Here is an 11,748-nt window from a genome sequence, read left to right as displayed (position 1 = left end):
GGTCATCAGCTGCTGCAATTGCCTGCGGCGGCACGCATGCGAATACTCGGACACATCCCTTCACTACACGAGAGATGCCCGATGACTATTCCCCAGATCCGCCTCACCCGCGAAGAGATGCGCAAACGCGTCGCCTACTTCAAAGACCTCAAGGGCTTCGACGGCGGGCTGCCGGACAGCCGCTATCCGAGTGCGGTGCGCAAGCTCTACAACGCGGTGGGCTTCCAGCCGCCGAAGGGCAAGGGCGGGGCCGATGTGGTCTCGCCGGTCGGCGCGCAGGCGGCCGAGAACGCTGCCATCCGCATCAGCGAAGGTTTCAACCTCGGCTTTTGCGAGGCCAAGCCTGGCAACGGCCCGATGATGCACAACCACGACACCAATGAGACCTTCATGCCGCTCACCGGCACCTGGCGCTGCGCGTGGGAGCTCGACGGCAAGGAGGAATATTTCGACGTCGGCCCGTGGGACATCTGCTCCTTCCCGGCGGGCGTGAACCGGCGGTTCGAGAACATCACGCATGACGAGCCGCACAAGACGCACTTCCTCATGTTCGTGATCGGCGGCAATGCGCCCGAGGCCGACTTCACCGAGAAGGCCAAGGCAACGCTGCGCGAAGAAGGGCTGTTGGCGTGACCACGCAAGCTGTGCCTTTCGCAAGGCTGGCTGCGCCGAACGACTTCATCGACGAAGCCGGTGCGCACTGGCAGTTCCGAGACAGTGGTCCGGCAGGCGACGCAGGCGCCTTGCCGCTGGTGCTTCTGCCCGGCGCGCTCGGCAACGGCGATACGGCCTGGCGGATTGCAGAGGCTTTCGAGCCCGAGCGCCGCGTGATCCGTGTGACCTACCCGGGCGGTCTGGCACCCGACGCGCTGGCCACAGGCCTCGAAGCGCTGCTGCGCTCGCTGGCCGCGGGGCCGGTCGCGCTCTGGGGCTCTTCCTACGGTGCGTGGTGGGCGCAGGCTTTCGCGCTGCGTTTTCCACATCGGGTCGACGCACTCTGGCTTTCCAACACGTTCGTGGACGGCGCCGACGTCGCGGGCTCGCCGCTCTTCGATGTGGCCTGGCTCGATGCGGCGACGGGAGACGAGGTCCGCGCACGCTGGCGTGCCGCTTTCGAAGCTCGGCCCGACGACCTGCTGCGCAGCGTGCAGCTGCACATGCTCCATCACGGCCTTCCGGCGCACGCCTTCCATGCACGCCTTCGGCAGGTCGCGAGCGCGCAGGCGCTACCGCCGGCTGTTGGCATTGCGAACACCATGGTGTGCGATTGCGAGGACGACGCGGTGATCGCGCCCGCGGTGCGCGAGCGAGTGCGCGCACGCTACCCGCACGCCCGGCGCCTCACGCTCGCACGCGGGGGCCACTATCCGCACATCGTTGCGCACGCGGCGGTGATCGGCGCAATGCGTGAATGGCTGGCCTGACTCCAGATTCAACGACAACGAAGAGAGACCCTATGTCCCATTTTCTTTCCCGCCGCGCCGCGCTCGGCCGCCTTGGTGCCACGGCGTTTGCCGTCGCAACGCCCCCGTTGCTGGCCCAGGGCCCCTGGCCCCAGAAACCGATTCGCATAGTCGTGCCGTTCGCAGCCGGCGTATCGCCGGACGTGGTGACGCGCATCATCAGCGAGCCGTTGGGCCGCGCGTTGGGGCAGCCGATCGTGATCGACAACCGCGCCGGCGCGGCCGGCATCATCGGCGCCGAGGTGGCGGCCAAGAGTCCGGCCGACGGCTACACGCTGTTCATGACGGTCAACTCGATCATGGGCATCAATCCCAACGTCTACGTCAAGCTGCCCTACGACACCTTCCGCGACTTCGCGCCGGTGACGCAGGTGGCGCTGGTGCCCTATGTGCTGATCACCGGCCCGAACCAGCCAGACAAGAGCCTCAAGGACCTGCTCGCGCGCGCGATGACCAAGCCCGGGTCGGTCGACTACGGCTCGCTGGGCGTCGGTTCGGGGCCGCACGTCGTGATGGAGATGATGTGCAACATGGCGGGCATCCGGATGGTGCACGTGCCCTACAAGGGCAGCCCGCTCGCCGACGTCATGGCCGGCCAGATGCCGCTCGCCTTCGAGCCCGCGACCACGGCCGTGCCGCTGATCAAGAGCGGCAAGCTGCGCGCGCTGGCCGTCACGAGCAAGCAGCGCAGCCCGTCGCTGCCGGACGTGCCTGCCGTGGCCGAGCTGTTGCCGGGCTACGACGGCGACGGCTGGCAAGGCTTCTATGTGCCGGTTGGCACGCCGCCGGACATCATCGCGCGCTTCAACGCCGAGATCGTCAAGGTACTGCGCGTACCCGAGGTGCAGCGCAAGCTGGTCGAGCTGGGCCTGCAGCCGGTGGGCAACTCGGTCGAGGAATTCGCGAAGCTGTCGCGCCAGGAGTTCGACAAGTGGGGAAAGATCGCGAAGGCGAACAACATCCGCATCGATTCCTGAAACGTGTGCTCGCGCACGGGGTCGGCGCTCAGACCTCCGCCCACATCCTCAGCAAGTTGTGATAGTGCCCCGTGAGCGACACCGTCTCCTCGCAGTCCCCCACCCGCGTGCGCAGCTTCTGGATCGACTGGTCCAGCTCGTAGAGCATTGCGCGCTGCCGGTCGTCGCGCACCATGCTCTGCACCCAGAAGAACGAGCAGACGCGGGCGCCGCGGGTCACCGGGTGCACGCGGTGCAGGCTGCTCGAGGGATACAGGATGAGGTCGCCGGCCGGCAGCTTGACCTCGTGCGTGCCGTAGGTGTCGACCACCTCGAGGTCGCCGCCGTCGTACTCGTCGGGCTCGCACAGGAAGAGCGTGCATGAAAGGTCGGTGCGCAGCTGGATGTTGCTGACCGGGACCGAGCGAACAGAACCGTCGATGTGCAGCCCGTAGTTCTCGCCGCCTTCGTAGCGGTTGAAGAGCGGCGGCACGAAGCGCAGGGGCAATGCAGCAGAGAAGAAGAGCGGGCTCTTCGACAGCGCAGCGAGGATGACCTGGCCCAGCTCGCGGCCGACCGGCGAAAGCTCGGGCAACTGGCGGTTCTGCTTGACGCGAGCGCCCTGGGGGCCCACCGTCTCCCGGCCGTCGACCCAGTCCGCGGCATCCAGCGCATCCCGCAACTCGCGCACCTGCTGGGGAGCGAGGACGCCGGGAACATGCAACATCATCTGGAGGGCCTCCAATCAACGAAAGAACCCCGGCCTTGCGGGCGGGGCTCCGAGTGTCGCATCGCGCTCCGGCGATCAGAACCTGAAGTTGGCCGACAGCAGCGCCGAGCGCGGCGTACCCAGCACCAGGCGGTTGCCGGCATTGTTGACGCGCGCCAGGTAGAACTTGTCGGTCAGGTTGTAGAGGTTGAGCTGCACCGAGACGTTCTTGTTGATCTCGTAGCCGATCATGGCGTCGAACACGGCGTAGCTGGGGATCTCGGGAAAGAAGGAGGTCGGCGAGGCGGCCGCGTTGCTGGTCGCGCGCTGCTGCGTCGCCACGTAGCGCGCGCCGCCGCCGATGGTGAGCCCGTTCTGGAACTTGTAGCTCGTCCACAGCGTCGCGGTGAGCTTGGGCGAGTAGCGGACCTGCGCACCCTGCTGGGTGGGCGTGGTGCGCGAGCCTTCGAGGATCTCGGTCTCGATGTGCGCGAGGCCGGCGATCAGCTGCCAGGCCGGCGTGATCTGGCCGACCGCGCTCAGTTCGACGCCTTGGACGCGGGTCTTGCCGTACTGCTCGAAGTTGCCGAAGGTGTCGACCTGGACCTGCTCGTTCTCGTTGGTGGTGCGGAAGAGCGCGCCCGCCAGTGCGAGACGACCATCCATCACATCCCACTTGGTGCCGATTTCCGCGGTCTTCGACTTCTGCGGATCGAGGTTCAGGTTGTTGATGTTGGCCGTGGCGGTGGTCTGGAAGGCGAAGTTGCCCCCGGGCGGCTGTGCGCCGGTGGCATAGGCGGCATAGATGCTGCCGTTGGGCGCGGGCTTGTAGACCAGGCCGATCTTGCCGGTGACGAGGTTGTCCGATTTTTCCTGCGTCATCGCGGTCTGCGCTCCGCCCGGGGTGGCCGGCGCACCGAGGCTGAAGTAGTTGGTGCGGTAGTGCTCGAAGCGCAGGCCGCCGGTGAGCAGCCATTGCTCGTTGAACTTCATGGTGTCGAACACGTAGGCCGCGGCGGTGGAGGTCTTGCCCTCCACCGATGCGCCGGTCGGCAGCACGGGCACGAACGGCCGGTAGATGTTCGGCAGGTACATGCTGTTGTAGGCCTGGTAGGTGCCGCTCACCAGTTGGCCGTTGGTCCCGTTGATGACGGCGGCCAACGTCCCGTTGTCCTGCTCTTCGCGCGTGAGCTCGAGGCCGGCGTTGATGGTGTGCTTCACGGACCCGGTTGCCAGCTCGGCGGTGAGGTTGGTCTGGTTGGTGAGGATCTCATTGCGCTGCAGCTTGCCCTGCGGCAGCACACGGGTGGACCAGGTCAGCGGATTGAACACGCTGGGGGTGAGCGGGCCGCTGCTGAAGACGCCGGTGAGCACGAGGTCCTGGTCGGTCTTGCCCCAGCGGGTGAGGTTGCGCAGCTTGAAGCCGTTGCCGAAGTCATGATCGACACGCGCGGTGAACATGTCGGCCTTCACGTTGTCGTGGTCCGACAGGTAGCCGTAGTAGTTGCGGGTGTCGACCTGCGGCCCATTGCCGCCGCGCGCCGAGAGTTGGGAGAGATAGAAGCCGTCGAGGCCGATGGTCGGCAGGCCGCCGTCGGGGCGGTTCTTCTGGTCGATGTGCTGGTACTGCAGGACCACGCGCGTGGGCGTGTTCAGGCCGAAGGCGATGGAAGGCGCAACGCCCCAGCCCTTGTTCTCGACGTAGTCGCGGCCGACGACGCCGCTGTCCTGCTTCATCACGTTCAGACGGAACGCCATCGAACCGGATTCGTTGAGCACGCGGTTGAAGTCGCCAGTGACGCGCTTGTAGTCGCCGCTGCCGATGCCGACGCTTCCGGTGAAGAAGTTCTCGGCCACCGGCACCTTGCTGACGAGGTTGATGTAGCCGGTGGGCGCGGTCCGGCCGATGTCGGCGCTGGCCGGACCCTTGACGACTTCGACCGACTCGACGTTGAACATGTCGCGCGTCACGGTCCCGATGTCGCGCGCACCGTCGATGAAGACACTGCCGGAGGTATCGAAGCCGCGCAGGAAGACGGCGTCGCCCGTGCTCGTGTTGCCGTTCTCGCCCATCTGGAAGGTGACGCCGGGTGTGTTGCGCAGGGCGTCCGTCAAGGTGGTGGCGCCCTGCTCCTGCAGCACTTCCTTCTTGATGACGGTGATGGTCTGCGGCGTGTCGACCAGCGGCTCGCTGAACTTGGGCGATGAAACGCGGTCGGCCTTGAAACTGTCCGCCGTGGCTTCGACCCGCACCTCGCGCAGGGTTGAAGTCGAGGCGCCGCCCGCGGTTTGTGCGGAAGCGGGCAAGGCAAATGCCATCAGCGTCGCAGCTGCCGCGGCCGTGCCGAAGGGGGGAACGCCGCGCGCGACTGCGTGCTTGCGGCTCTTGATATAGGCCATGAGAGGAACCTCCAGATTGAAATTGGGTGAGAACTTCACTGGCGGGTCCGCGCGGCGCATCTGGGCGATGCGGGGGATTGGCTGGCTGAGTTCGTTCGCCGAGGTGCCCGGCGACAACGGTGCAAATGATAACGACTATCAATAACAAAGTTCACGCAACTTCACACTCGCGACAAATTTCCTTGCGGACGTTGGCGGCGTGCAACGTCTCGGCGCCCTGGCGCGAGGCTCAGTAGACGTCGCGCCGATAGCGGCCCGCGACCGCGATCTCGTGCAGGCGGTCGCGCCCGAGGATCTGGCGCAGCGCGGTGTCCACGCCCGATGCCATGCCCTGCAGGCTGCCGCACACGTAGAGCGCGGCACCGCGCTCGACCCAGGCGTGCACCTCCTCTGCAGCCTGGAAAAGGCGATGCTGCACGTAGCGCCGCTCACCGTGCAGCGACTCTTCGTCGCGCGAGAACACCATGTCGAGCCGGGCGAGCGCTCCGGACGCCAGCCAAGCTTCGAGTTCATCGCGGTACAGGAAGTCGTGCCGTGCGCTGCGTTCACCGAACACGAGCCAGTTGTCGTGCCGCCCGCGGGCGATGCGCTCGCGCAGGTGGCCGCGCAGGCCCGCCAAGCCGGTGCCGTTGCCGATCAGGATGAGCGGCCGATCGGCGTTGCCGTTCAGACGGAAGTTGCCGTGCTGACGCAGGCGCATCGCCACGGCATCGCCCGGCGCCAGCGCGGCAGTGAGCAGGCCGGACGCGGCGCCGAGTGTGCCGTCGGGGTGCTGCTCCTGGCGAACCAGCAGTTGCAGTTCGCCATCGGCCGGAATCGAGGCAATCGAGTAGTCGCGCGGACGTTGCGGGTCGGAGGCCAGCCGGATCTGCGCCAGGTCGCCGGAAGCCCAGTGCGGCAGCGCACCGCTCGACGGGGCAAAGGCCAAGTGGAACACCGGTGCGCCGGCGCTGCCCGCATTGAGCTGCCGGCGAGCCACCAGGCGCCATGGCTCGAAGTCATCGTCGGGAGGCGCTTCGCCCGCAGTGCCGGCGCCCTCCTCCTGCCGCTCCCCCTGCCACTGTTGGCGCCAGCGGGCCATCGCGGTGTCGTCGCCGTTGTCGACGTCGATACGCTCGAAGGCGGGGACGGCACCGCTGTCGCGCAGCCAAGCGTCGAGTCGGCGTCCGAAGCCGCAGAAGTGCGCGTACTGGCGGTCGCCCAGCGCGAGCAGCGCATAGCGCAGGCCCGACAACTGCGCGCGCGCTTCCATGATCCGTTCGACGAAGGCGCTGGCGCCATCGGGCGCATCGCCTTCGCCGTAGGTGCTGGCCACGAACAGTGCGCGCGGGGCGGCTTGCAAGGTGGCGAGGTCGAGCTCGTTGAGCGACATGACGCGCACGGCCGCGCCTTGGGCATGGAGCCAGCGCGCGGTCTGCCAGGCGATCGCCTCGGCCTGGCCCGTCTGCGTGGCGTGCAGCACCAGCATCGGTTCGCCGGCGGTGGCAAGCGACGCGGCGTCGGCCACCCGCGCCTGCGCACGCCGGCGCTCGCGCTGCCAGATCGCGGCACACAGGGCACCATAGGCGAAGACCGACGCGGTCGCCGCGAGCTGACGCCAACCGTCGTCCATCAGTCCTGGCGTTCCTTCCAGGCGGCGCTGGCGTGCCGCTCGAGCCCTGCGGCGCCGCGCACGCTGAACAGCGCGGCAATGCCGTGTTCATCGGCAAAGCGCAGGCCTTCGTGCGGGCCGAGCACGGTCAGCACGGTGGCCAGCGCGTCGGCCTCCATGCATTGCGCATGCAGCACGGTGACGCCTGCCAACGCCGGACTGACCGGTTGGCCGCTGCGCGGATCGATGCTGTGGGACCAGCGCCGGCCCGCATGCTCGCGCACGTGCCAGCGGTCGCCGGAAGTCGCGACCGCCATGTCGGCCAGCGGCACGCAAAGCGCCGGACCGGTGCCCGCATCGACCTGCACCTGCCACGGCAGGCCACCGGGGCGGCGGCCCGCGCCCCGCAGCTCGCCGCCGACCTCGAACAGCACGTCGCGCAAGCCGAGCGCACGCAATGCTTCGACGCCGTGGTCGACCGCGAAGCCCTTGGCGATGCCCGACAGGTCGAGCACCACGCCGCCGGGCTGCAGCACGCTGGGGTCGCCACGTTCGAAGCACAGGCGCTGCCAGCCCACCCGCGCGGCGGCATCGGCGAGCTCGTGCGGCTCTGGCGCAGCGGCAGCGGCCTCGGGGCCGAAGCCCCAGCAGGCCACGAGCGGCGCGACAGTCGGGTCGAGCGCGCCACCGCTGGCGCGTGCCCAGTCGAGCGCGCAGGCCAGCACGCTCGCGAACTCACGTGGCAGGCGGTGCCGCGAACCGGCCGGTGCGCGGTTGTAGCGGCTGATGTCCGACTCGGGTTCCCACTGGCTCATCTGTGCCACGACGCGGTCGAGCGGATCCTCGACAGCCGCGCGCACATCTTCGAGCGCCAGCATGCCCGGATTGTCGAAGCGCAATGACCAGGTGGTGCCCATGGTGCGCCCTTCGAGGCGCTGCAGGCTGGACGGATCGGCGCGGCGCGGCAACGCCGCAGCGCCATAGGACTCTGGCAGCCGGCGAGCGAAGGCGGGGCTCAAGGCGCCACTTCGAGCGTGGCCGCGTAGCTCAGCCGGCGCTCCTTGGCCTGGGGCACGGTCGTCTTGTCGTCGCGCGTAGAGGCGTCCAGCCAGAACATCCCGGCACTGGGCCATGTCACGCTGAACTGGCCCTTGTCGTCGGTCTTGAGCTTGACTTCGCTCAGCTTGTCGCGGTACTGCGTGTTGCCGGCCGTCACGGTGACTTCGAGATCCTTGGCAGGCTGGCCATCGACGCGCAGCACGAAGTTCGACTTCTCACCCTTGACGAGATCGGTCGGGCTGCCCGTGCTCACGAGTTCCAGGCCCTGGCCGATCGGCTTGAGCGCGCTGGGCTTGCCGACAGTGACGAAGGTTTCGACGCGGCCTGCCGATTGGGTGATGTTCACGTCCGTCGCATCGGCCGGGATCTCCTTGCCGATCGTCTCGGCCGTGCCACGCGCGCGCTTGTTCTGGCCGGTGGCCTTGTCCTTCCAACTGGCGAAGACGCCGTTGTTCAGCACGGCGATTCGGTAGGTGCCCGCTTGGGCCACGGGCACGTCGAACACGCTGCGGTGCTTGAGCCTGGCTTCGTTCTCGGGCTTGATCAGGCTGCCGTCGGGCGCGACGATTTGCAGGCCGTCCAGCCGCAGCGGCGCATGGTTGGCGACGAACAAGTCGTTCGACACCGCCGCATCGACGGTGATGGTGTCGCCTTTCGACAGCACGGTGGTGGACGGCAGAAGCCATGCGTTGTGGGCCTGCACGGCAGAGACGGCGCACGACAGTGCAAGGGCGAGGGCGGCGAGGCGCAGGGCGGGCTGGATCATGAAGATTCCTCTCGTTGAAGAAAACGGCGTGGTGTGCTGTTGCGGGCCACTAAGGCTTGAGCTCGAGCCGGATCTCTCCGAGCTCTTCCTTGCCGGCCGCGACCGGCTGTGCCGCGCTCGCAGGCGGCCACTGGAACGGGATGCTCACCACTTCGCGGCCACCGACTTCGCGCGCCGCCTCGACGACCAGCTTGTACGCGCCCGGCGCCAGCTTGGGCAGCGCGCTGCTGCCTTCCACGAAGCTCAGCTGGTGCTTGCCTGCAGGCTTGGTCGCGCTCGTCACGCCGTCGACCGGCACCGCCAGCTCGCGGCCGCCGCGACGCCACCACTGGCGCAGGTCCTTGAGCCATTTGGTGCCTTCTCCCTCGGGGTTGTTGGTCTTGGTGCGCACGTCGTACCAGACCGCCAGCGTGGTGGCCAGCGTGTTGTCGGGCCGCTCGATCCAGGCGGCTACGTAGGGCCGGTGGTACTCCGCGGCATTGAGGCGCGGAACCTCGATGTTGACTGCCAGGCTCGCCGCCCATGCGGGCGCCCCCATCAACGCCGACATGGCGACGGGCGCGAGTGAATAGCGGATGTGCACGAAAAGACCTTTCTTCTTCGGGTTTCGATCAATGGACAAAGAGGAGCGCCAGGAGGAAAGGCACCAGCAGCCCCATCGCAACCATCGGCCACGTGAACGGCCGGTTGCCGGCATGCATCTTGAGGATGAGCAGGCCGGTGATGGAGAACAGCAGCGCCGCCGCCGCGAAGATGTCGATGAACCAGCTCCAGGCGGCGCCGGTATTGCGTCCCTTGTGGAGGTCGTTCAGATAGGAGATCCAGCCGCGGTCGGTCAGCTCGTATTCGGCCTCGCCGTCCTCGAGCCCGATGCGCAACCAGGCGTCGCCGCCCGGCCGGGGCAACGAGAGATAGATCTCGTCCTGCGACCACTCCGCTTGCTTGCCGGACGTGTCGACGCCCCACTGCGCCTGCACCCAGCGCTGGAGCTCGGCCGGCAGCTCGGCCTTGCCCTTGGCCGTCTTCGCGATGTCCGGCTGCAAGCCTGCCAATTGCCCGCGCAGCGCGGCATCGACGGGGGCGGCCTTGCGCGTCACGGCCGGCCGGGACTCGATCTGCGAGGCATGGTTGAGGGTGATGCCGGTGATGCTGAACAGCAGCATGCCCATGAGGCACAGCGCCGAGCTGACCCAATGCCATTCGTGCAGGGTCTTGAGCCAGTAGGAACGGCGTCGAGAGGGGGCGGTGGCAGTGGTGGCGGCGCTCATCGGAGCGCGCATTGTACCCTCACAAATGAGAATGAATGCTATTCAGCCAGGCAGGCGGGCGCCGTCCGCGCTGCCCGAAGCGGCGTGCGTGCCCGGCGCTGCACCTTCTCGGCAGGCAGGCGCCAGTGCCGACGGGTCGAAGGAACGATGCGTCGGGCGACCGGTTCGCGCATCGCCACGAACTCTTCGGCGGCGGTCGGGTGGACGCCCAGCGTCGCGTCGAACTGTGCCTTGGTCGCGCCGGCCGTCATCGCGACTGCAAATCCCTGTATTGCCTCTCCTGCATCGGCGCCGACCATGTGCAGGCCGACCACCCGATCCGTCGCGGCATCCACGACGAGCTTCACCAGCGTGCGCTCGGTACTGCCGGACAGCGTGTGTTTCAGCGCCTTGAACTCGCTTCGGAACACGCGCACGCTGCCGAAGCGCGCACGCGCCTGGGCCTCGCTGAGGCCGATCGTTCCGACGCTCGGATGGGTGAACACGGCGGTGGGAATCAGGTCGTAGTCAAGCACGCGCTTGCCCTCGCCGTACAGGTGATCCACCAGCGTCATGGCCTCGGCAAGAGCGACCGGCGTCAGATGAACACGATCGATCACGTCGCCGATCGCGTAGATGCTCTCCACGTTGCTGCGGTAGTGGGTATCGACGATCACCGCACCGTTGGGTGCGAGCCGGACTCCCACGCCCTCGAGCCCGAGCCCTTGCGTGTTAGGAGCCCTTCCAGTGGCACAGAGAACCGTGTCGGCCACGATCTCGCCGCCTGTTCGCAGAGCGACGTGCAGACGCCCATCGGCACCGCGCTCGACCCCTTCGACATCGGCGCCGGTACGCAGGTCGATGCCCTTCTTGCGCATTTCGGCAGCGACGAAGTGCCGCGCGTCCTCGTCGAATCCGCGCAACAACTGTTCGCCGCGGCACAGTTGGGTCACCGTCGCACCGAGCCCCCGGAAGATCGAGGCGAACTCGGTCGCGATGTATCCGGCACCGACGACGACGAGGTGCGCGGGGAAAGCGGGAAGATCGAAGATCTCGTTCGAGCTGATCGCGAACTCGGCCCCCGGCACCTTCGGGATCACCGGGTGACCACCGGTCGCGATGAGAATCTTCTTGGCGCCGTAAACCTTGGAGCCGACCTGGACCAGGTTCTCGGACACCACATGGGCCCGACCGCGAAGGACCGTGACCCCCGCGCCCGCCAGCAGATCGCCGTACACAGCGTTGAGCCGCGCAATTTCGACTGCGCGGTTCTTCTTCAGCATTGGCCAGTCGAGTACGGGCCGGATGCCACCGTGCCAGCCGTAACCATGCGACTCCTCGAAGCTTTCGAGGTAGTGCGAGGCGTAGCTGTAGAGCTTCTTGGGGATGCAGCCCAGGTTGACGCACGTTCCGCCCAGCGGGGCGACCTCGGCGATCGCGACCCTTGCGCCGCGCCGTGCCGCCATGCGCGCGGCACGCACGCCACCGCTGCCCGCACCGATCACGAACAGATCAAGATCGCCGGCGGAACTCATGGGAGGTCGACCTGCGACGGCC

The 11,748-nt window shown here is 67.6% G+C and carries 11 protein-coding genes; 3 read left to right on the top strand and 8 right to left on the bottom strand.

The genetic code is table 11. The features are described from left to right. Positions 1-81 precede the first annotated feature (81 nt). From E5CHR_RS08465 to E5CHR_RS08455, 3 genes are read left to right on the top strand one after another with little or no spacing between them, the layout of a single operon-like run. Entirely contained in the window at positions 82-633 is a 552-nt protein-coding gene (locus E5CHR_RS08465) for a cupin domain-containing protein (RefSeq protein WP_162579272.1), read from the top strand. Continuing rightward, positions 630-1,424, top strand: coding sequence for an alpha/beta fold hydrolase (locus tag E5CHR_RS08460; protein WP_162579271.1), 795 nt, complete (start codon positions 630-632; stop codon positions 1,422-1,424). The genes E5CHR_RS08465 and E5CHR_RS08460 overlap by 4 nt, the downstream gene beginning before the upstream one ends. Before the next feature lie 32 nt (positions 1,425-1,456). Continuing rightward, entirely contained in the window at positions 1,457-2,440 is a 984-nt protein-coding gene (locus tag E5CHR_RS08455; RefSeq protein WP_162579270.1) for a Bug family tripartite tricarboxylate transporter substrate binding protein, read from the top strand. 28 nt (positions 2,441-2,468) lie between these two features. Here the strand turns inward: E5CHR_RS08455 and E5CHR_RS08450 are convergent, their stop codons facing one another. The 8 genes from E5CHR_RS08450 to gorA form a co-directional block, all read right to left on the bottom strand. After that, positions 2,469-3,149 carry a Fe2+-dependent dioxygenase gene (locus E5CHR_RS08450; protein WP_162579269.1) on the bottom strand — a complete coding sequence of 227 codons (681 nt, stop codon included), beginning with the start codon at positions 3,147-3,149 and terminating at the stop codon, positions 2,469-2,471. A 75-nt stretch (positions 3,150-3,224) separates the two neighbouring features. Continuing rightward, complete coding sequence (locus tag E5CHR_RS08445; RefSeq protein ID WP_162579268.1) at positions 3,225-5,528, bottom strand: catecholate siderophore receptor Fiu; 2,304 nt, start codon at positions 5,526-5,528, stop codon at positions 3,225-3,227. A 229-nt stretch (positions 5,529-5,757) separates the two neighbouring features. Beyond that, the gene (locus tag E5CHR_RS08440) at positions 5,758-7,140 is read right to left on the bottom strand and encodes a sulfite reductase subunit alpha (RefSeq protein WP_162579267.1); all 1,383 of its coding nucleotides are present in this window, start codon (positions 7,138-7,140) and stop codon (positions 5,758-5,760) included. Further along, positions 7,140-8,138: an FAD:protein FMN transferase gene (locus E5CHR_RS08435; protein WP_232061997.1), complete on the bottom strand. Its 999-nt coding sequence runs from the start codon at positions 8,136-8,138 to the stop codon at positions 7,140-7,142. Before E5CHR_RS08435 ends, E5CHR_RS08440 begins: the two co-directional genes overlap by 1 nt. Beyond that, a complete protein-coding gene (locus tag E5CHR_RS08430) occupies positions 8,135-8,944 on the bottom strand; it encodes a DUF4198 domain-containing protein (RefSeq protein WP_162579265.1) in 810 nt (269 codons plus the stop codon). Before E5CHR_RS08430 ends, E5CHR_RS08435 begins: the two co-directional genes overlap by 4 nt. Before the next feature lie 49 nt (positions 8,945-8,993). Further along, on the bottom strand, positions 8,994-9,521 hold the full coding sequence (locus E5CHR_RS08425) for a DUF2271 domain-containing protein (RefSeq protein ID WP_443083112.1): 528 nt from the start codon (positions 9,519-9,521) through the stop codon (positions 8,994-8,996). 34 nt (positions 9,522-9,555) lie between these two features. Next, positions 9,556-10,212 (bottom strand): PepSY-associated TM helix domain-containing protein, encoded by a 657-nt coding sequence (locus E5CHR_RS08420; RefSeq protein WP_162579263.1) that lies wholly within the window; start codon positions 10,210-10,212, stop codon positions 9,556-9,558. 38 nt (positions 10,213-10,250) lie between these two features. Next, complete coding sequence (gorA, locus tag E5CHR_RS08415) at positions 10,251-11,726, bottom strand: glutathione-disulfide reductase (protein WP_162579262.1); 1,476 nt, start codon at positions 11,724-11,726, stop codon at positions 10,251-10,253. Positions 11,727-11,748: the final 22 nt, after the last annotated feature.

It is taken from the genome of Variovorax sp. PBS-H4 (assembly GCF_901827205.1).
In the GTDB taxonomy this organism is placed as follows: Bacteria; Pseudomonadota; Gammaproteobacteria; order Burkholderiales; family Burkholderiaceae_C; genus Variovorax.
Note: the sequence above shows the minus strand (reverse complement) of the source record. Positions and strands in the feature narration are given on the sequence as shown.

What these genes read in the sequence shown, in the direction of transcription:
- E5CHR_RS08420 (WP_162579263.1), bottom strand. Translation starts at nt 10,212, where the DNA reads ATGAGCGCCGCCACCACTGCCACCGCCCCCTCTCGACGCCGTTCCTAC.
- E5CHR_RS08445 (WP_162579268.1), bottom strand. Translation starts at nt 5,528, where the DNA reads ATGGCCTATATCAAGAGCCGCAAGCACGCAGTCGCGCGCGGCGTTCCC.
- E5CHR_RS08440 (WP_162579267.1), bottom strand. Translation starts at nt 7,140, where the DNA reads ATGGACGACGGTTGGCGTCAGCTCGCGGCGACCGCGTCGGTCTTCGCC.
- E5CHR_RS08430 (WP_162579265.1), bottom strand. Translation starts at nt 8,944, where the DNA reads ATGATCCAGCCCGCCCTGCGCCTCGCCGCCCTCGCCCTTGCACTGTCG.
- E5CHR_RS08465 (WP_162579272.1), top strand. Translation starts at nt 82, where the DNA reads ATGACTATTCCCCAGATCCGCCTCACCCGCGAAGAGATGCGCAAACGC.
- E5CHR_RS08455 (WP_162579270.1), top strand. Translation starts at nt 1,457, where the DNA reads ATGTCCCATTTTCTTTCCCGCCGCGCCGCGCTCGGCCGCCTTGGTGCC.
- gorA (WP_162579262.1), bottom strand. Translation starts at nt 11,726, where the DNA reads ATGAGTTCCGCCGGCGATCTTGATCTGTTCGTGATCGGTGCGGGCAGC.
- E5CHR_RS08450 (WP_162579269.1), bottom strand. Translation starts at nt 3,149, where the DNA reads ATGATGTTGCATGTTCCCGGCGTCCTCGCTCCCCAGCAGGTGCGCGAG.